General features: G+C 70.8%; 19 protein-coding genes. 7 read left to right on the forward strand and 12 right to left on the reverse strand.

Annotation, left to right across the window (positions count from 1 at the left end):
* Window positions 1-232: 232 nt before the first annotated feature.
* The gene (locus RS82_RS13745) at window positions 233-1,993 is read left to right on the forward strand and encodes an MDR family MFS transporter (RefSeq protein WP_045300356.1); all 1,761 of its coding nucleotides are present in this window, start codon (window positions 233-235) and stop codon (window positions 1,991-1,993) included.
* An 11-nt stretch (window positions 1,994-2,004) separates the two neighbouring features.
* Entirely contained in the window at window positions 2,005-2,469 is a 465-nt protein-coding gene (locus RS82_RS13750; RefSeq protein WP_052676854.1) for a MarR family winged helix-turn-helix transcriptional regulator, read from the forward strand.
* Window positions 2,470-2,476: 7 nt separating this feature from the next.
* Here the strand turns inward: RS82_RS13750 and RS82_RS13755 are convergent, their stop codons facing one another.
* The 7 genes from RS82_RS13755 to RS82_RS13785 form a co-directional block, all read right to left on the reverse strand.
* Window positions 2,477-2,773: a Dabb family protein gene (locus RS82_RS13755; RefSeq protein WP_045300360.1), complete on the reverse strand. Its 297-nt coding sequence runs from the start codon at window positions 2,771-2,773 to the stop codon at window positions 2,477-2,479.
* Between the two features lie 66 nt (window positions 2,774-2,839).
* On the reverse strand, window positions 2,840-3,697 hold the full coding sequence (locus RS82_RS13760) for a sugar phosphate isomerase/epimerase family protein (protein WP_045300362.1): 858 nt from the start codon (window positions 3,695-3,697) through the stop codon (window positions 2,840-2,842).
* A gap of 121 nt (window positions 3,698-3,818) precedes the next feature.
* Entirely contained in the window at window positions 3,819-5,030 is a 1,212-nt protein-coding gene (locus tag RS82_RS13765; RefSeq protein WP_045300364.1) for a substrate-binding domain-containing protein, read from the reverse strand.
* Window positions 5,031-5,032: 2 nt separating this feature from the next.
* Entirely contained in the window at window positions 5,033-6,109 is a 1,077-nt protein-coding gene (locus tag RS82_RS13770; RefSeq protein ID WP_045300366.1) for an ABC transporter permease, read from the reverse strand.
* Window positions 6,106-7,206 (reverse strand): ABC transporter permease, encoded by a 1,101-nt coding sequence (locus tag RS82_RS13775; RefSeq protein ID WP_045300368.1) that lies wholly within the window; start codon window positions 7,204-7,206, stop codon window positions 6,106-6,108. Before RS82_RS13775 ends, RS82_RS13770 begins: the two co-directional genes overlap by 4 nt.
* On the reverse strand, window positions 7,203-8,774 hold the full coding sequence (locus RS82_RS13780) for a sugar ABC transporter ATP-binding protein (protein ID WP_245619613.1): 1,572 nt from the start codon (window positions 8,772-8,774) through the stop codon (window positions 7,203-7,205). Before RS82_RS13780 ends, RS82_RS13775 begins: the two co-directional genes overlap by 4 nt.
* On the reverse strand, window positions 8,771-9,877 hold the full coding sequence (locus tag RS82_RS13785; RefSeq protein ID WP_045300370.1) for a Gfo/Idh/MocA family protein: 1,107 nt from the start codon (window positions 9,875-9,877) through the stop codon (window positions 8,771-8,773). The genes RS82_RS13780 and RS82_RS13785 overlap by 4 nt, the downstream gene beginning before the upstream one ends.
* Window positions 9,878-9,990: 113 nt before the next feature.
* Between RS82_RS13785 and RS82_RS13790 the strand changes: the two genes are divergently transcribed.
* Window positions 9,991-11,184 carry an ROK family transcriptional regulator gene (locus RS82_RS13790; protein ID WP_045300372.1) on the forward strand — a complete coding sequence of 398 codons (1,194 nt, stop codon included), beginning with the start codon at window positions 9,991-9,993 and terminating at the stop codon, window positions 11,182-11,184.
* A 130-nt stretch (window positions 11,185-11,314) separates the two neighbouring features.
* Window positions 11,315-12,340: an NADP-dependent oxidoreductase gene (locus RS82_RS13795; RefSeq protein ID WP_045300374.1), complete on the forward strand. Its 1,026-nt coding sequence runs from the start codon at window positions 11,315-11,317 to the stop codon at window positions 12,338-12,340.
* Window positions 12,341-12,437: 97 nt separating this feature from the next.
* Here the strand turns inward: RS82_RS13795 and RS82_RS13800 are convergent, their stop codons facing one another.
* Window positions 12,438-13,337, reverse strand: coding sequence for a LysR family transcriptional regulator ArgP (locus RS82_RS13800; protein WP_045300376.1), 900 nt, complete (start codon window positions 13,335-13,337; stop codon window positions 12,438-12,440).
* 71 nt (window positions 13,338-13,408) lie between these two features.
* Between RS82_RS13800 and lysE the strand changes: the two genes are divergently transcribed.
* Complete coding sequence (gene lysE, locus RS82_RS13805) at window positions 13,409-14,152, forward strand: L-lysine exporter (protein WP_045300378.1); 744 nt, start codon at window positions 13,409-13,411, stop codon at window positions 14,150-14,152.
* A 60-nt stretch (window positions 14,153-14,212) separates the two neighbouring features.
* Here the strand turns inward: lysE and RS82_RS13810 are convergent, their stop codons facing one another.
* Window positions 14,213-15,073: an NAD-dependent epimerase/dehydratase family protein gene (locus RS82_RS13810; RefSeq protein ID WP_045300380.1), complete on the reverse strand. Its 861-nt coding sequence runs from the start codon at window positions 15,071-15,073 to the stop codon at window positions 14,213-14,215.
* 86 nt (window positions 15,074-15,159) lie between these two features.
* Here RS82_RS13810 and RS82_RS13815 point away from each other — a divergent pair, with 86 nt between their 5' ends.
* Window positions 15,160-15,555, forward strand: a complete 396-nt coding sequence (locus RS82_RS13815; protein WP_211255937.1) for a winged helix-turn-helix transcriptional regulator — start codon at window positions 15,160-15,162, stop codon at window positions 15,553-15,555.
* 10 nt (window positions 15,556-15,565) lie between these two features.
* On the opposite strand, the gene RS82_RS13820 is transcribed toward RS82_RS13815, so the two are convergent.
* On the reverse strand, window positions 15,566-15,943 hold the full coding sequence (locus RS82_RS13820; RefSeq protein ID WP_045300382.1) for an iron chaperone: 378 nt from the start codon (window positions 15,941-15,943) through the stop codon (window positions 15,566-15,568).
* Between the two features lie 46 nt (window positions 15,944-15,989).
* On the opposite strand from RS82_RS13820, the gene RS82_RS13825 reads away from it, so the two are divergent.
* Window positions 15,990-16,265 carry an acylphosphatase gene (locus RS82_RS13825; RefSeq protein ID WP_045300623.1) on the forward strand — a complete coding sequence of 92 codons (276 nt, stop codon included), beginning with the start codon at window positions 15,990-15,992 and terminating at the stop codon, window positions 16,263-16,265.
* 92 nt (window positions 16,266-16,357) lie between these two features.
* On the opposite strand, the gene RS82_RS13830 is transcribed toward RS82_RS13825, so the two are convergent.
* The gene (locus RS82_RS13830; protein ID WP_045300384.1) at window positions 16,358-17,404 is read right to left on the reverse strand and encodes an NAD(P)H-dependent flavin oxidoreductase; all 1,047 of its coding nucleotides are present in this window, start codon (window positions 17,402-17,404) and stop codon (window positions 16,358-16,360) included.
* Between the two features lie 99 nt (window positions 17,405-17,503).
* The gene (gene rplA / locus RS82_RS13835; protein ID WP_045300386.1) at window positions 17,504-18,196 is read right to left on the reverse strand and encodes a 50S ribosomal protein L1; all 693 of its coding nucleotides are present in this window, start codon (window positions 18,194-18,196) and stop codon (window positions 17,504-17,506) included.
* Window positions 18,197-18,210 lie beyond the last annotated feature (14 nt).

Here is an 18,210-nt window from a genome sequence, read left to right on the forward strand (position 1 = left end):
CGTTCACATCACGTGCTCTCACCGAGCGCACGCGTTATGAACGCACACGACAGGTGATCTCGGCGAGAGCACCCGATGTGAACATCCCGCGCTTGCGCCCTCAACCCACGTGATGGTTGACGTACGTCAACCATCAGCGTATAGTTGACGCGAATCAACTGTTGACTTGCGTCAACCTTCTTGCGCGCCGACGTCGCCGCGACACCACCACTCCTCGTTCCTAAGGACTCCTATGGCCACGTCCACCCCCGCGACCGGGTCGGTCGCAACCTCGACAGCTGGCATCAGCAGCGCCGACGAGAAGCGCCGGCACCGCAAGATCCTGCAGGCGCTCACCGGCCTGCTGCTCGGCATGTTCGTGTCGATGCTCGCGTCGACGGTCGTCTCGACGTCGCTCCCGGTCATCGTCCACGACCTGGGCGGCGACCAGGCGGCGTTCACGTGGGTCGTCACCGCGACCCTGCTCACTACCGCGATCTCCACCCCCATCTGGGGCAAGCTCGCCGACCTCTTCAACCGCAAGCTGCTGATCCAGATCGCGATCGTGATCTTCGTGCTCGCCACCGCAGCCGCCGGCTTCTCGCAGGACCCCGGCACGCTCATCGCCTTCCGCGCGGTGCAGGGCATCGGCGCCGGCGGTCTCGCGGCGCTCAGCCAGGTCATCATGGCCGACATCATCAGCCCGCGCGAGCGCGGCCGGTACATGGGCCTGTTCGGCGCCGTCATGGCCGTCGCGACCGTCGGCGGCCCGCTCCTGGGCGGTTTCATCACCGACACGATCGACTGGCGCTGGAACTTCTTCATCGCCCTGCCGTTCGCCGTCGCCGCGCTCATCATCATGCAGCGGACGCTCCACCTGCCGGCGCGCCCGAAGAAGAAGGCGCGCATCGACTACTTCGGCATCGTGCTGCTGTCGACGGCCGTCTCGCTGCTGCTCATCTGGGTCACCAACGCGGGCAAGGACTACGACTGGTGGAGCACCGAGACCATCCTGATGGTCGGCGGCGCGCTGCTGGCAGCCGTGCTCTTCGTGATCGTCGAGCTGCGCTCCAAGGAGCCCCTGATCCCGCTGACGATGTTCCGCAACCGCACCTTCACCCTCGCGGTCATCGCGTCGATCTCCATCGGCATCGCGATGTTCGGCACGTCGGTGTTCCTCAGCCAGTACATGCAGCTGGCGCGCGGCGCGACCCCGACCGAGGCGGGTCTCATGACGATCCCGATGATCGGCGGACTCCTCCTCGCATCCATCGTCATCGGCGGTCTCGTGACCCGCACCGGCCACTGGAAGCCGTACCTGATCGTGGGCGGCGTGCTGCTGATCGCCGGCTCCTACCTGCTGTCCACCATCCACTACGACACGAACTTCGTGCTGGTCTCGCTGTACATGTTCCTGCTCGGCGCGGGTGTCGGCATGACCATGCAGAACCTGGTGCTGATCGTGCAGAACACGTCCAAGCCGTCGGAGATCGGCGTGGCGAGCTCGGGAGTCACCTTCTTCCGCAGCCTCGGCGGCACGATCGGCGTCTCGGTGATGGGCGCGGCGCTCGCGACCTCGGCGACGAACCTGTTCACCGACCGCAAGGACGACATCGGCGCAGCGCTCATGGCACTCGGCGAGAAGGGCGCGGCCATCGGCCAGCAGCTCGCGTCGGGCACCATCCCGCAGGTCTCGTCGCTGCCCGAGTCGATCCGCGTGATCGTCGAGGACATCTACGCGCAGGCCATCGCCCACTCGTTCCTGATCGCCGTGCCCCTGGCCGTGGTCAGCCTCATCGCGATCATCTTCCTGCCCAACAAGCCGCTCACCCGCATGACCACGAGCGAGCGGGTGCAGGCGAGCGAGGCCGACCTCGCGACCGTCTCGGTCGCCGAGGGCATGGAGACGCTGACGGCTACCGCGACGGTGGACACGGATGCCGCGACCCGCGGCCCCGGCACCCCCGCGGCCACCGCAGACACGGCGGACGAGGCATCCGCCCCTCGACGCTAATGTCGAACCTGATGACCTCCGACGACACTCGAGCGGCGCGCACCGAGGCGGTGCGCGCCCTCGAGGCGGAGTTCTCTGAGCTGATCAACCGCATCCGGCGGATCCTCATCGACAACGCCAACCGCGTGAGCCCCGGCATGCTGCCGGGCGCCTACAAGGTGTTCACCACCATCGTGCGCCGCGAGGGCATCACGCTCTCTGCGCTCGCAGAGTCGCTCACGTCGGACAAGGGCCAGATCAGCCGCACGGTCCGCGAGCTCGAGCAGCTGGGCCTCGTGCAGCGCACGCCCGATCCGGACGACGGCCGGTCGAGCCTGCTCTCCCCCACGCCGTTCGGACTGGAGCGCCTGGCCGAGGCGCGCGCCCCGCAGGAGAACCTGCTCGTGGACGCGCTCGAGGAGTGGCCGGTCGACGACATCCTCAACCTCACGCGCCTGCTGCACGCGCTCACCATCGGCGAGCGCCCGGCGTCCTGACGCGGGCTCAGGCCTCGACGAAGTCGTACTCCTGGAACTCCGCCACCTCGGGGACCCAGCGCTCGGCGACGAACGCGACGTGGGTGGGGTGGTCGTTGTAGGCCTGGTACGCGGCGGCGTCCTGGAACACCATCGAGAACTGGTGCTCGAGGTCGCTCTTCGCGCTCACCTGCCGGTTGATGCGGAAATCCTCGACGCCCGGGATCGACGTGAGCGCGGCGCGCGCGTCGGCGAGGAACGCCGTCTCATCCGGCGAGCCGGCGGGGTGGGCGAGGCGGAAGACGACGGTGTGCTGAATCGGCATGCTCCGAGTCTTCCGCATCACCGGCAGCCCGGGGCAACGGCAGACTCCGTGGCCGGCCGTGATCGCTCAGCGCGACCCCTGCAGTGCCGTGAGATAGCGCAGCGAACGCTCGGCCAGATCGTCCTGGCTCGACGCGAGCGGCCGCCACACCGACGCGGCGACCGCGATCGTGGCGTTCTCGCCCGTGAAGCTCTCCAGCCCCAGGATGCCGTAGTACCCGGCGTCGTCGAGGGCCGCCAGAGTCTCGGGCCAGTCGGTGTGATCGTCGCCGACCGGCCCCCGATCACTGCCGCAGACCTGCACGTGCGCGATGTTCCCGGCGGCGGCGCGGATCGCAGCGTCCGGTCGCTTCTCCTCGATGTTGAGGTGGTAGGTGTCGAGCGCGAGGCCGAGCCCCGGCCCGAACAGCGGCCCAAGCGCCTCGAGGCCCTGCTCGACGGTGTTGATGACGCTCGTCTCATACCGGTTGAGGGGTTCGACGGCGAGCGCGAGTCCGGCCGCTGCGGCCTCGTCGACGAGGGGTCCGAGGTTGCGGCGCAGCTGCGCCACGACCTCGGCGCGCTCGCCCGCCGTCATGCGCCAGGTGACCCCTGTGGGCGCATAGAAGGGCCCCGCGACGACGGATGCCCCGACCCCGCGGGCTGCGGCGAGGCACGTGCGCAGATACGCCTGGGTCGCCGGCACGTTGCCCGCCCGATCGACGAGCGAACGGCCCGGACCCATCGCGCCGATCACCACGGGAACGAGACCCAGCGAGCCGAGCAGATCGCCCGCGCGCGCAGCATCCCAGTCCCCCGCGTTCTCGAGCGGCAGCTCGATCGCGCCGAAGCCCATGCGCGCGATCTTCGGCGCGAGCTCGGCCAGCGACTCGTCGGTCAGCGGCGAGGTCCACACCCAGGTGTTGACGCCGATCGTGCGCTGCATGCAGATCCTTTCGTCCGTCATGGGCTCGAGGCGTTTCGTCCGGCTCGTTCCTCGCTCGCTCGACGACCGGGGGCACCGGTCGTCGAGCGAGCGGAGCGAGACGAAACGCCCTGGACCTCCCTTACGGGATCTGGCGCTGCTGCCAGACCTCGGGGTAACCCGGCAGGTTCTCGCCGCCGAACTTGGCGTAGTGCCCGTCGGGCATGCCGTCGTTGGCCTCGAGGTACTGGTCGACCTCCTCGGCCGTGATCGGGCTCTGCGGCAGCACCCACTCCTTCGGGATCTCTTCGCCGGCGAAGATCTTCTGCGCCGCCAGCAGCGGGGTGCGCCACTGGAAGTTGGAGTAGACCGGAGCGAGACCGGTCAGGCCCGTCTCCTTCCACTTGCGCAGGAAGCTCATCTCGTCCTCGCCCGTCATGACGGGGTAGTCGACGCCGGCGTCCTCGAAGGCCTCGATGGCGGCGACGGCGCCGTCACCGGCATCCATCCAGATCCCCGCCACGTCGCCCTTCGCGAGCTCGTCCGAGATGATGCTCTTGATCTCGGCCGGGTCGGCGCCGGTGAAGTAGTCGACGGCCTCGATGCCCGCGTCGGCGAACATCTTCTCGGCCGCTGCCCACCGCTGCTCGAGCACGTCGACGCCCGGGAGGATGCGCAGGCCCACGACCTTGTCGCCCTCTTCGAGGTTGTCGATGAGGAACTGCGCGGTATCGATGCCCCACGCGAAACCGCCGATGGGATGGATGAACGTCACCGGGCAGTCGGTCTCGACGCCGCGGTCGAACACGATCACCGGCTTGCCGGTGTCGCACGCGCGCTCGACGGCCGGCGTCATCGCCGCGGTGCTGTTCGGGGAGATGATGAAGACGTCGCAGTTGCCGTCCGAGATGAAGTAGTCGATGTCGGCGATCTGCGTGTCATCGGAGTCCTGCGCGTCACGCGTCTCCATCTCGCTGATCGCGCCCTGCTCCTGGAGCACCTTCAGCTGCTCGTTCATCGTGATCCACCCGGTCTGGCGCCAGGGGTTCGAGATCGACGCGTTCGCGAAGCACGCCTTCTTGGCGCCGCTGCTCGCGTACTGCGACGTGTCGACCATCTCCGCGTCGATGTACTGCAGGTACGGCTCGTCTTCGGGCCCCTCCGGCACGACCTCGCGCTGGGCCATCTGGGTGTCGAACAGCGCCTGGTCGAACCACTCGTTGGCGCCGCCCTCTTCGGTGGGCTCGGCCGACGAGTCCGGCGGGGCCACATTCGGATCGGTCGTACACCCTGCCAGGGCGAAGAGACCCACGAGCGCCACCGCGGTGGTGGCGATCTTCACTGATCGTCGCATTGCTAGCTCCTGTTGTTGTGTGCTGCGCCCTCGCCTGCGAGGGCCGGTGTTGCGGACGACTCCTCGGCGCCGTCGGGCGCGTCGGGTTCCTTCCCTGGTGAGGGAGGGGTCGGTGGGCCGCTGCGCCGCCGGGACCGGAACACCAATCCCGAGTAGGCGACGGCGGCGATGATGATGACGCCCTGGACCGCGTCGCGCAGCGACGACGGCACTCCGGCGATGTTGAGCAGGAGGAAGAGCGCTTCGAGCACGAAGGCGCCGGCCACGGCGGCGACGATCCAGCCGCGGCCGCCGCCGAGCACGACCCCGCCGAGCACGACGGCGGTGATCGCGACGAACTCGTACCCGCGCCCGACCGACGGGTGCACGCCGGCGTAGCCGACGAGCAGCACGGCCGAGACGGTCGCCGACAGCGACGAGATCATGAAGGCGCGCGTCGTGACCCACCAGTCGCGGGCGCCCGAGTAGCGCGTCGCGCGCGCGTTGTCGCCGATCGCGATCAGCAGCTTGCCCAGCGGGCGCTTGGTGATCCAGATGCCGAGCGCGAGCCACACCGCGAGGATCAGCACCGACCACGGCAGGAAGTCGATCACCGCAAGTTCGCGGATGCCGCCGCGGCCGATCTGGCGGAAGCTGTCGGCGGGGTTCCCCGTCGCCGCTCCGCCCGTCCACCACAGCACCAGGCCGAGGAGCGCGAGCATCATGCCGAGCGTCACGATGAACGACGGCACCTTGAGGAGGGTCGTGAGCAGCCCGTTCACGAGCCCCACGAACAGGCCGAGCACGATCATGAGGGCGAGGACCGGCACGGTGCGTGCGTCGTCCTGGCCGACGAGGTTGCCCGCGACGATCACCTGCGCCGTGATGAGCGAGCCCTGGGAGAGGTCGAACTCTCCCGCGATGATGACGAAGTACTGGCCGATCGCGACGATCGCGACGGGCGCGACCCGCTGGATGTACCGCATGATCTGGCCGGGCTCGGCGAAGTTCGGGTTCAGCAGCATGATGGCGACGAGCAGGATCACCAGCAGCAGGAACACCGCGCCGCGCGGGCTCACGAGCGCTTTCAGGAACCTCATCGCGCACCTCCCTGGGTCGCAGCGCCGCCATCGGCGGCGTCGGCGTCCGCCTCTAGGGCGTGGGATGCCGCGACCATCGCCGGTGCGGCAGCCTCAGCCTGGGCGTCGCCCCCGGTCCTCGTGCCGCCCGGGCCGAACCGCGTGCGCCGGCGGACGATCGCCCGGCGGCTGTACACGGCGACCGCGGCGACGATGACGACGCCGCGCACGACGTCCTTGAGGAAGGGGTTCACCTGCATGACGCTCATGACGTTGTCGACGACCGCGAAGATCGCGACGCCGCCGATCGTGCCCCAGACCGACCCCCGGCCACCGAGGAGCAGTGTCCCGCCGAGCACGACGGCCGCGATCGACAGCAGCGCGTACCCGCCCTGCTGGCCCACGGTCGGGCTGCCGACGCCGAGCCTGCTCGCGAGCAGCAGCCCGGCGAGCCCGGCGAAGACCGAGCAGATCACGTGTGCGGCGATGAGCGGGGGACGCGTGCGCACACCCGACAGGAGGGCCACCTCGGGGTCGCCGCCGACCGCGAACAGGTGCGCGCCGGTGCGGGTGCGGTCGAGCAGGAACCAGACGGCCGCGGCGAGCGCGATCATGATGATCGTCGACACCGGCACCGGCCCGACGCCCGTCGCGCCGATGAGCTGGAACGCCCACGGCACCGATCCGGCGCTCCCCTGGAAGTTCGTGTTCAGGACGCCCTGCAGGATGAGCCCGACGCCGAGCGTGGCGATGAACCCGTTGACCTTCAGCACGGTGACGATCAGGCCGTTCGCGAGCCCGATGAGGGCGCACACCAGCAGCGTGAACGTCACCGCCCAGGGGATGTTCGCCGCGTTCCCGTTCATCGTGGTGGCCGCGATGAGACTCGCGAGACTGATGACGTAGGTGACCGAGAGGTCGAGTGACGCGCCGAGGATGACGAGCGTCTGCCCGATCGCGACGAGGCCCAGCACGCTCATGCCGGTGAGGATGTCGCGGATGTTGCCGGGGCTGAAGAAGCTGCGACCGACTGTCGCCACGAGGATCGCGCCGATCGCGATGACGAGGATCAGGATCCCGAGCACGATCACGGTGGAGTCGACGCGCACGCGCTTCACGGACGGCTCCCCTCGTCGTCGGAGCCCGGATCGTCGGGCGTGTCCGCGTCCGCGGAGCCGGTGGCGGCCGCGAGCACCTCGTGCTCGGCGGAACCCGCCGCTAGCTCGGCGGCGAGTTCGCCGTCTCGCATCACCAGGATGCGGTCGCTCATGCCGATGATCTCGGGCAGCTCGCTGGACACCATGAGCACGGCTTTCCCCTCGGCGGCCAGCTGGCGCATGAGCTGGTAGACCGCGACCTTCGCGCCGACGTCGATGCCGCGTGTCGGCTCGTCGAACAGCACGATCTGCGGGTCGGTGACGAGCCACTTCGCGAGCACGACCTTCTGCTGGTTGCCACCGGAGAGGAACCGCGCCTCCTGGTCGACGCCGCGCGACGACACCTCCAGCGAGCTCAGGATGCCGGGCACCCGCTTGCGCGAGGCGCCGGTGCGTCCGGCGAAGACGCTGCGCACCACGAGCAGCGAGTTGTCGAGCACGGACTGGCCGAGCGCGAGGCCCTGCGCCTTGCGATCCTCGGTCACGAGCGCGAGTCCCGCCCGGACCGCGGCTCGCGGACTGGTGAACCGCGCCGTGCGACCGTCGAGCGTCATGCCGCCGCGGGTGAAGCCGTGCACGCCGAAGATGCCCTCGACGAGCTCGGTGCGCCCCGACCCCTGCAGCCCGGCCAGTCCCACGATCTCGCCGGCGCGCAGCGTGAGAGAGACGCCGTCCACGTACTCGTTGCCGCACTCGCTGAGCTCCAGGCGCGGGCCGCCGAGCGTCGTGCCCTCGACCGGGCCGGGGAAGTAGGACTGCAGCGGGCGACCCACCATCCGACGGACCAGCTCCGCATCAGTGAGGTCGGTCGCGGCATCCGTCGACACCAGCGCGCCGTCCTTCAGGATCGTGATGCGATCGCACAGGTCGAAGATCTCCTTCAGCCGGTGCGAGACGTAGATGACGGCGACGCCGCGTGCGGTGAGCCTCCGGATGATGGCGTAGAGGAGCTCGACCTCGTGGTCGCTCAGTGCCGCCGTCGGCTCGTCCATCGAGATCACGCGCGCGTCGAACGAGAGGGCTTTGACGATCTCGACGATCTGCTGCTCCGCGACGGTCAGCGACGAGATGCGGGCACCCGGGTCGATGAACGAGACTCCGAGACCGTCGAGCAGCTCGCGCGTGCGGCGCTGCATCCCCTTCTTGTCGATGAAGCCGCCGCGCCGCGGCTCGCGACCGAGGAACACGTTCTGTGCGACGGTGCGCTCGGGCAGCAGGTTGAACTCCTGGAAGACCGTCACGAGACCGGCGTCCATCGCTTGATGCGGGTGGCCCCACATCACCGGCTGCCCTTCGAACTCCACCGACCCGGCGTCGGCATGATGGACGCCGGCGAGCACCTTCATGAGCGTGGACTTGCCCGCGCCGTTCTCGCCGACGAGCCCGTGGACCTCGCCGCGGCGGACGTCGAGGGCCACGTCCGAGAGCACGCGCACGCCGAAGAACGACTTCGAGACCCCACGGGCGCGGAGCACCACGTCGGAGCCGCCCGGCGGCACCGGCGTGTCGGCGAGCATCGTGCCGGTCATGCCGGCACCTCGATCCAGGTTCGGGTCTGAGCGGATTCCAGCACGGCCGCGGTCAGGACGGCCGCGCGCAGGCCGTCGGCGAACGTCGGCAGCCCGTCCGGCTGCGCCCCGCCGATGGCCGCGTAGACGTCGGCGACGAATCCGTCGAAGGCGTCCTGGTACCCCATGGGATGCCCCGCGGGCACGGTCTGCAGCCGCGCCGAGTCGGGGTGGTCGGCGGCCGGGTCCCGCAGCACGAGCCGGGAGCCCTTGCGTGCCCCGACCCACAGCTCCTCGGGGCGCTCCTGGTCGAAGCGCAGGCTCCGGCGCGTGCCGTGCAGCTCGAGGACGAGCGCGTTCTTGCGGCCGGGGGCCATCTGCGACACGAGCAGCGTGCCGAGCGCGCCGGACTCCGTCTCGACCAGCAGCGCGGCGACGTCCTCGTTCGCGACCGACCGGCCCGCCCGCTCGTCGAACACCCGGCGGGTGCGGGCGGCCACGCGTGCGATGCGCTCCCCGGTCACGAACTCGACCAGGTCGCACAGGTGGGAGCCGATGTCGGCGAAGGCGCGCGACGGGCCTCCGGCCGCAGCATCCGCTCGCCAGTCGTCGTCCTCCTGCCGCAGCATCCAGTCCTGCAGGTACGAGCCGTCGAGCGAGAGCAGCGTCCCGATCCGGCCGGATGCGACGCGCGCGCGGGCCTCGCGGACCATCGGGTGGTAGCGATAGACGAAGGGAACCGCGGCGACGACCCCGGTCGCGGACGCCTGACGAGCCAGTGCCCGCGCGTCTGAGACGGACGTCGCGAGCGGCTTCTCGCACACGACGTGCTTGCCGGCGGCAAGCGCCGCCTCGGCCAGCGCCGCATGGGTCGCGTTGGGGGTGCAGATGTGCACCACATCGACATCGGATGCTGCGATCACACCGCCTGCGTCGTCGGCGACGCGGGAGACGCCGAGCTCTCGAGCCACCTTCTCGGCGCGGTCCCGGCTCGCGGAGGCGACTGACGCCAGCCGCGCCCCCGCCCGCCGCGCGGCAGCCGCATGGACCCGCCCCATGAACCCGCCGCCGACGAGTCCGGTGCGAACCGTGCCGACGACAGTGTCGATGACTTCCGTAGTCATGCGGCGATCATGGCACGCAGCATCCGACTTTTGCTAGGACTTCGTCAAAAGTAACCTTGCCGTGACCTTAAGTCCTGCTGACTTCGGTCAGAAGCCCGTGCTTTACTGTCGCCATGGTCGATGCAGTGCGCGGCAGCGGAGCCGTCGGAAGCAACGGCGCGGGCGAGATCTTCCAGATCCTCCGCGACGGCCATGCGCGCACGAAAGCCGAGCTGGCGACGCTGACAGGCCTGGCCCGATCGACGGTCTCCGGCCGCGTCGACACCCTGCTCGCCGCGGGACTGCTGCGGTCCGCGGGCGAGGCGGTCTCCACCGGCGGACGCCCGCCGGCGCGCGTCGCGTTCAATCCGTCGGCAGGGGTCGTGCTCGCTGTCGACCTCGGAGCGACCCACGCGACGATCGCGGTCGCCGATCTCGCCGCGAGCATCCTCACGTCGAACACGCATCCCCTCGACATCGCCGACGGCCCGGAGGCGGTGCTCGACGCGGTGATCTCGGAGGGCGCGGCCCTGCTGGAACAGGAGGGCATCGCCGCGTCGCACGTCGTCGGCGTGGGCATCGGCGTGCCAGGACCCGTCGAGCACTCGACCGGCCGTCCGACGAACCCGCCGATCATGCCGGGCTGGGACCGCTTCGACGTGCCGCACTACGTGCAGCGCACCTTCGACGTTCCGGTGCTGGTCGACAACGACGTCAACATCCTCGCGCTCGGCGAGCAGGCGCTCAGCTGGCCTGGCGTCGCCGACCTGATCTTCGTCAAGGTGTCGACGGGCATCGGCGCCGGCATCATCTCCGGCGGGACGCTGCAGCGCGGCGCCCAGGGTTCAGCCGGCGACATGGGGCACGTGCAGGTGCCCTACAGCCACGACTCGCCGCGACCACCCGGCGACCAACGAGACCTCGAGGCCGTCGCGAGCGGCACCGCGATCGCCGCCGACCTACGCGCACAGGGCATCGACGCCGCCGGGAGCGCGGATGTCGTCGCTCTCGTCCGCGCAGGGCATCAGGCCGCCATCACCGCGACGCGGCAGGCCGGCCGCGAGGTCGGCGAGGTGCTCGCGACCGTCGTCAACATGCTCAATCCGTCGGTCATCGTGATCGGCGGCAGCGTGGCCCGCGCCGGGGAGCACCTGCTCGCCGGTGTGCGCGAGGTCGTCTACCGCCGCTCGATCCCGCTCGCCACGCAGCATCTGGGCATCGTGCAATCGCAGGCCGACGAGACGGCAGGCGTGCTGGGGGCGGCGATCATGGTCACGCAGCAGGTGCTCTCGCCCGCGGCCGTCGAGCTCCGCGCCGCGCGAGCCTGACCGCAGGGCCTGACGTTTTGCGACACCGGTAGCACCCGCGTAACACGGGCGAGACGAAGGCAGGGTTGACTGTAGCCACGGGGTTTCAGTTCTGGTGCCGAAGGCGGCACACCCGCGGAAGGAGCGCACGATGAGGATCCGACCGCTGCGATCGGCACCCGAGACCCCGCTCACCCCCGTCGAGGAGCCGCCCGCCGAGATGCAGGCGATGGTCGTGGACGCCCCCGGTGACGCGGACGCGCTGCGCGCAGCATCCGTTCCCGTCCCCTCTCCCGTGCTGAGCGAAGTGCTGGTGCGGGTCGTCGCTGCGGGAGTGAACCCGATCGACGCCAAGACGCGCAGCGGCCGAGGCGTCTCGGGTGCCGTCGCGGGGTACCCCGCGACGCTCGGCTACGACTTCAGCGGCATCGTCGTGAAGAGCCCGTACGAGGCCCACCCGCTCGCCCCCGGCACGGAGGTCTTCGGCATGGCGTCCTTCCCGCGCACCGGCGGCTCGTACGCCGAGTACGTCGTGGCGCCGTCGCTCTCGGTCGCCCGCAAGCCCGCATCGCTGTCGCACGTGGAGGCCGCCGGCGTACCGCTCGCCGCGCTCACGGCCTGGGGACTCGTGGTCGAGACCGCGCACGCCCACGAGGGGCAACGCGTGCTGATCCACGCCGGCAGCGGCGGGGTCGGTCATTTCGCCGTCCAGTTCGCCGCGTACTTCGGCGCTCACGTCACCGTCACCGCCTCCGGCCGCAACGCCGCGTGGCTGCGCGAGCTCGGCGCCGCGGTCGTGATCGACTACACGACCACGCGGTTCGAAGAGGTCGTCGGCGAGGTGGACGTCGTCATCGACCTCGTCGGCAACGTCCACGCCGAGACCGGCGCGCGTTCGCTCGAGGTGCTGCGACCCGGCGGGCTCTACGTGCTCGTGCCGACCGGCTCGTGGCCGGGCTATGCCGAAGCGGCGGCCGAGGCCGGCGTGCGCACCACCTCGTACAAGGTGGTCCCCGACGGCGGTGCCCTGGCGACCATCGGGCGTCTCCTCGACTCGGGCTCGGTGCAGGTCTACATCGAGCAGGTGTTCGACCTCGCCGAGGCGTCCGCCGCGCATCGCGCGATCGAGACCGGGCACACGCGAGGCAAGGTCGTGCTCCGCGTGAGCGACGGCTGAACCCCGTCAGCCCTTGCAGGATGCGCCTGATCGCGAGACGACAGTCGGCGGACGAGACCGCGGGTCGACCCCAAGGTCTCGTCCGCCGGCTGTGGTCTCACGGAGCTGGAGGGATGACCAGCACGCGGCGCCCTTCCGCCACGACGGCGTCGGCGATGGCGTCGAGCAGCGGTGAGCGCAGGTTCCACTGCTGCCAGTGCAGCGCGACGTCGACCGGTGGGCCGCCCAGCAGCACGAGTTCGCCGCGCGCGAGCGCGTCGTGGGACTGGAAGCGCGGCAGCATCGCCCAGCCGAGGCCGAGCCGCACCGCGGATGCGAAGTCGCTCGACGCGGGCACGTAGTGCCGCGGCGGCCGGGCCGGGTCGACGCCCTGCTGACCGAGCCACTCGTTCTGCAGATCGTCGCGGCGGTCGAAGTCCACGAGCGGCGCGTTCGCGAGCGCGGTCGCACGGTCTCCGCCGAGCCACCGCGCCGCATACGCGGGCGTCGCGACCGCCTCGTACCGCATCGCCCCGAGCACTGAACTGCGGCATCCGGCGACCGGCGCGGCGCGCGAGGTGACGGCGCCCATCACGGTTCCGGACTCGAGCAGCCCCGCTGTGAAGTCCTGGTCGTCGCGGTGCAGGTCGAAGACGACGGGATGGCGCTCCGCCAGTCGCGCGAGCGGCTCGAGGAACCATGTTGCCAGCGAGTCGGCGTTGACCGCGAGCGAGACCACGGTGAGCGCGGCCTCGTCGTCGCCGGCACCGAGCTCCGCGAGCGCATCGTGCTCGAGCAGCGCCGTCTGCCGCGCGAGCCGGATCACCGACATGCCGGCCGCCGTCGGCTGCACGGGCTTGGAGCGCACCAGCACCAGCCGCCCGAGCTGCTCCTCAAGCGCCTTGATGCGCTGACTCACCGCCGACGGCGTGACGTGCAGACGCCGTGCGGCGGCGTCGAGCGTGCCCTCGTCGACGACGACGGCCAGGGTCTCGGCCAGCTCGAAGGGAATGCGCATCGTAAGTAGAGCTAATGGTACTGAAGATCCATGAGCTGGACTACGGATGCCGCGACTCGTAGCGTCGAGACGTGCTCTCCCCCGTCCTCGCCGGCCTCGGCCTCGGCTTCTCGCTCATCATCGCGATCGGCGCCCAGAACCTGTTCGTGCTGCGCCAAGGTCTGCGCCGCGAGCACGTCCTCGCCGTCGCGGCGATCTGCGCGATCTCGGATGCCGTGCTCATCGCGCTCGGCGTATCGGGCATCGGGTTCGTGCTGCAAGCGGTGCCGTGGCTCGTCGACGTGGTGCGCTGGGCAGGTGCGCTGTTCCTGGTGGCATACGGCGTGCTGGCGGCACGGCGCGCCTGGCGCCCGTCGGGCGAGACGCTCGGCGCCGACGCGGCGGACTCGGCTCCGTCGGCATCGCCCGGCGCGCACGCGCCCGCACCGCCCGCGCACACCCACACCGGTGAGGCGCTCGAAGCCGACGCCTCGGCCTCCGCGGTGCGCAGCGACATCCGCACTGCCGCGACGCCCGCCGCGCACGCCCGCCTGATCCCGGTCCTGCTCACCTGTCTGGCGCTGACGTGGCTCAACCCGCACGTCTACCTCGACACCGTGTTCCTCCTCGGCACCGTCGCGAACACCCACGGCGACTCCCGCTGGCTCTTCGCCGCGGGCGCCATGGCCGCGAGCGTCATCTGGTTCTTCGGTCTCGCATTCGGCGCGCGCCTGCTCGGCCGCTGGCTGTCGACACCGCGCGCGTGGCGCATCCTCGACGCGGTGATCGCGCTCGTGATGATCGCACTGGGCGTCTCACTCGTGCTCCCGCACTGACCTCCGGCGGTCACCGTGCCCGGGCGCCCCCGCCCAGGCGGCGCGCCCGGGCACGGTGACTCAGGAGACGGATGCCGCCACAGCGACCTCGTCGAGGACGCTGGTGTGCACCGGGGTCCAGCCCAGGGAGCGCGCGCGCTCCCCACCGGCGCGCTGGTCCAGAAGCAGAGCGTCGGCGAACGCCGCGCCCAGGCGCTCGCGCGAGGCACCGGCACCCTCCGCCGCGACACCGGCGTCGCCGGCGGCGCGCTCGGCGATCTCGCGCACGCGGGCGGGCGCTCCGTCCGAGGCGATCAGCCGCCCGCTCGCCGCAGGGTGGGTGAGCGCGAGCTCGTAGAGCACGGCGAGGTCCTCGACGTGCACCCAGCTCCAGTGCTGCTCGCCGTCGCCGATCAGCCGCAGCGCGCCCTCGGGCGTGCGGGCGCCGTCTGTGATCAGGCCCAGCAGCCCGGTGCCGCGCCCGTAGACGACCGCTGGCGCGAGCACCGTCGCATCGACGTCGGAGGCGAGCAGGCGCTCCTCGACCGGCACGCGCCAGGCGACGAGCTCCGGTGCGCGCGGCGGCGTCTCTTCGGTGATGTCCGAGGCCGATCCCCACAGCCAGATGCCGCTGGTCAGCACGAACCTCCTGCCCGTGCTCGCGTAGGCGTCGATGGCGGCGTCGACCACCGCCTCGTTGAGCGCGGCCGCTCCCTCGGCAGGGGCGGCCAGGTGCGCGGCGGCATCGGCATCTGCCAGGAGTCCGGCGAACCACGCGGTGTCCGCGAGGTCTCCCTCGGCTGCGCGCGCCCCGGCGGCGACGACCCGCGCCGCCGCCTCGGGCGTGCGGACGACCGCGGTGACCTCGTGGCCCGACGCGACGAGACGCTCGAGCAGAACGGAGCCGATGTAGCCGGTGGAACCGGTCAGTAGAATCCTCATGCCGCAACAGTATGGATTCGAAACCGGTTACTTCAACGGAACTTCCTTTGACGTAACCGAGCCGCGAACGCGCACGGGAGGAAGCGATGAACGACGGCTCGACGCCCAGCGATACCATCCCGATGGACGTGATGGATCCCGATTGCCCCAGCCGCGTCGTCTTCAGCAGGATCGGCGAACGCTGGACCATGTTCGTGATCCTCGCTCTCTCCGACGGGCGACCGATGCGCTTCACCGACCTCAAGGCGCGCGTCGGCGTGGTCACCGCGAAGGTGCTCACCGAGACGCTGCGCGCGCTCGAGGCCGACGGTCTCCTGTCGCGCCGGGCGTACCGCGAGTCGCCGCCTCGTGTCGAGTACGCCCTCACGGATCTCGGCCTCTCCCTGCTGGAGCCGATCCAGGGGATGCGCGACTGGGCCGAGCAGCATGTGCCCGACCTCCTCGCTTCCCGCGAACGGGCGGCTCTGGCCGAGGGCGGTTGACGCCCGCGGATCAGCCCTTGCGCAGAGCGGGATCTTCGATCTCCGCCACACGCGCTGCGACGATCGCGCGTATCGTGTCGTCCGGCAGCGGGTGGTCGGGCTGGAACCGGATCGTGCCCTTGTCGTACGCGAGCGCTTCGCGCTCGGCCGCAGGCAGTCCCTCCGCGACCACCTCGGGCACGCGGCCGCTGAACGGGTAGACGCCGATGTGCTTCCTGGTGCGCATCACCGCGATGAGGGCTTTGCCGCGGTACTTCAGAGCCGGCATCCCGTAGCTCATGCCCTGCTCCACATCGGGCACCGCCTCGCGCACGACGTCGAAGACGTGGGACACCACGGCGCGGTCATCCGGATCGAGGCTCTCGAGATAGTCGTCGACGGTTCCCATGGCGGCATCCTGGCCCACGCCCGCGCGTCACGGCAAGATGGGCCGCATGAGACGCGTGCACGTGACGGTCCGCGGCGACGTGCAGGGCGTCGGCTACCGCTACACCATGCTCATGGTCGCACGGGAGGCGGGCGCCGCGGGGTGGGTGCGCAACCGACGTGACGGCTCCGTGGAGGCGGAGGTCGAAGGCACGCCCGGTCAGGTCGACGAGGTGCTGGCGTGGATGGCCGCGGGGCCGCCCGGCGCTCTCGTCGACGCGGCGACGGTGATCGATGCCGAACCCATCGGCGAACGCGGCTTCGACGTGCGCCCGACCGCCTGAAGCAGCAGCTTCCTGGCCTCCTTGCTCCACTGTCGCAGTCCGTCGCGGGGGGACGACCGGGCTGCGGATTGCGACGGGCGAGACCGCGCTCGTCAGTCGGGCACGCCGGCCGCGAGCTCGGCGAACACCTCGGCCGCGTCGTCGCTGGGCGCGAGCCCGGCCGCCTGTCCGGCCCACAGCGACACGAGGTCGCCGTCGCCGCGACGCCCGGCCTCGGCCCGGAACTGGCCGGTGAGCCAGTTCTGCGCCGGGAACGGCGCGATGATCCCGGTCGTCTCGATCTCGCGCATCGCCCGATTCGGGATGCCGCGCGCCAGTCGCCCGCTCATCGCGCGGGTGAGCACGGTGGCGGTGTCGGCGGCATCGGCGATCGCCTGACGGTGCGCCTCGGTGGCGGCCGACTGGCGGGTGCGCAGGAACGCCGAACCCACCTGCACCCCCGACGCGCCGAGGGCGAATGCCGCCGCGACGCCGCGTCGGTCTCCGATGCCGCCGGCCGCGATGACCGGCACCTCCACCGCGTCGACCACCTGCGGCACGAGGGCGAACGTGCCGACGAGCGACTGCTCCGCGGGCCGCAGGAACGACACCCGGTGACCGCCCGCCTCGGCGCCGGTCGCGACGATGGCGTCCACCCCGGCCGCTTCCAGCGCGACGGCCTCCGCGACGGTGGTGGCCGTGCCGATGACGCGGATGCCTCGGCTCCGCGCCGCCGCGACCACGTGCTCCGACGGCACGCCGAAGACCACGCTCAACGCCGCGGGCGCAGCATCCATTACGGCCGTCAGCTGAGAGTCGAGGTCGGGCAGGAACTCGATCGGAGGCGTCGGGTGCGCGAGACCCAGTTCGTCGTACAGGGGCGCGACCGCCTCGATCGCAGGCCTGAGGTCGACGTCGCCCGGTGCGACCTCGTCGCCCGTCGGCAGCCACAGGTTGACCGCGAACGGACGCCGCGTCGCGGAGTGCAGCGCGGCGATGGTGTCGCTGATGCGATCGGCGGGGTAGCCGTACAGACCGTACGAGCCTAGTCCGCCGAGCTCGCTCACCGCCGCCGTCAGTTCGATCGACGACAGTCCGCCGAAGGGGCCGAGCACGATCGGCGCGTCGATTCCGAACAGGTCCTGGAGCGTCTTCGACATGTCTCAGACGCTACTCCCGCCCCGCGCTCCCTGGCCCGGAGTCACGCGGGAACGACGAAGGCCCCACCCGGATGGGTGGGGCCTTCGTACGAAGACGACTCAGACGAGCGCGTTGACGTCCAGCGGGATGCCGGGGCCGAACGTGGTCGACACCGCGCCCTTCTGGATGTAACGCCCCTTCGAGCTCGACGGCTTCAGACGCACGATCTCCTCGAGCGCTGCGGCGAGGTTCTCGTCGAGCTGCTCGGCGGTGAACGACGCCTTGCCGACGACGAAGTGCACGTTGGCGTGCTTGTCGACGCGGAACTCGATCTTTCCGCCCTTGATCTCCTCGACGGCCTTGGCCGGGTTGGGGGTCACGGTGCCGGTCTTCGGGTTGGGCATGAGGCCGCGGGGGCCGAGCACCTTGCCGAGACGACCGACCTGGCCCATGAGCTCGGGCGTCGAGACGGCCGCGTCGAACGCGGTCCAGCCGCCGGCGACCTTCTCGATGAGCTCGGCGCCGCCGACCTCGTCCGCACCCGCGGCGATCGCGGCCTCAGCGGCCGGACCCGTCGCGAACACGATGACGCGGGCGGTCTTGCCGGTGCCGTGCGGGAGGATGACGGTGCCGCGCACCATCTGGTCGGCCTTGCGGGGGTCGACGGAGAGCTTGAGCGCGACCTCGACGGTCGAGTCGAACTTCGCCGAGCCGGTCTGCTTCGCGAGCGCGACGGCCTCGGTGGGGCTGTAGAACTTGTCCGCCTCGATCTTGGCGGCGGCGGCCCGGAAGGCCTTGGACTTGGTAGCCATGTTTCCTATCCCCC

This window comes from Microbacterium trichothecenolyticum, assembly GCF_000956465.1.
Taxonomy (GTDB): domain Bacteria; phylum Actinomycetota; class Actinomycetes; order Actinomycetales; family Microbacteriaceae; genus Microbacterium; species Microbacterium trichothecenolyticum.

Coding starts and splice junctions, on each gene's coding strand:
- RS82_RS13810 (WP_045300380.1), bottom strand. CDS start 15,073: ATGAGGATTCTACTGACCGGTTCCACCGGCTACATCGGCTCCGTTCTG.
- RS82_RS13795 (WP_045300374.1), top strand. CDS start 11,315: ATGAGGATCCGACCGCTGCGATCGGCACCCGAGACCCCGCTCACCCCC.
- RS82_RS13830 (WP_045300384.1), bottom strand. CDS start 17,404: ATGTCGAAGACGCTCCAGGACCTGTTCGGAATCGACGCGCCGATCGTG.
- RS82_RS13780 (WP_245619613.1), bottom strand. CDS start 8,774: ATGACCGGCACGATGCTCGCCGACACGCCGGTGCCGCCGGGCGGCTCC.
- RS82_RS13790 (WP_045300372.1), top strand. CDS start 9,991: ATGGTCGATGCAGTGCGCGGCAGCGGAGCCGTCGGAAGCAACGGCGCG.
- RS82_RS13800 (WP_045300376.1), bottom strand. CDS start 13,337: ATGCGCATTCCCTTCGAGCTGGCCGAGACCCTGGCCGTCGTCGTCGAC.
- RS82_RS13785 (WP_045300370.1), bottom strand. CDS start 9,877: ATGACTACGGAAGTCATCGACACTGTCGTCGGCACGGTTCGCACCGGA.
- RS82_RS13765 (WP_045300364.1), bottom strand. CDS start 5,030: ATGCGACGATCAGTGAAGATCGCCACCACCGCGGTGGCGCTCGTGGGT.
- RS82_RS13745 (WP_045300356.1), top strand. CDS start 233: ATGGCCACGTCCACCCCCGCGACCGGGTCGGTCGCAACCTCGACAGCT.
- RS82_RS13750 (WP_052676854.1), top strand. CDS start 2,005: ATGACCTCCGACGACACTCGAGCGGCGCGCACCGAGGCGGTGCGCGCC.
- RS82_RS13825 (WP_045300623.1), top strand. CDS start 15,990: ATGAGACGCGTGCACGTGACGGTCCGCGGCGACGTGCAGGGCGTCGGC.
- RS82_RS13815 (WP_211255937.1), top strand. CDS start 15,160: ATGAACGACGGCTCGACGCCCAGCGATACCATCCCGATGGACGTGATG.
- RS82_RS13820 (WP_045300382.1), bottom strand. CDS start 15,943: ATGGGAACCGTCGACGACTATCTCGAGAGCCTCGATCCGGATGACCGC.
- RS82_RS13755 (WP_045300360.1), bottom strand. CDS start 2,773: ATGCCGATTCAGCACACCGTCGTCTTCCGCCTCGCCCACCCCGCCGGC.
- RS82_RS13770 (WP_045300366.1), bottom strand. CDS start 6,109: ATGAGGTTCCTGAAAGCGCTCGTGAGCCCGCGCGGCGCGGTGTTCCTG.
- rplA (WP_045300386.1), bottom strand. CDS start 18,196: ATGGCTACCAAGTCCAAGGCCTTCCGGGCCGCCGCCGCCAAGATCGAG.
- RS82_RS13760 (WP_045300362.1), bottom strand. CDS start 3,697: ATGCAGCGCACGATCGGCGTCAACACCTGGGTGTGGACCTCGCCGCTG.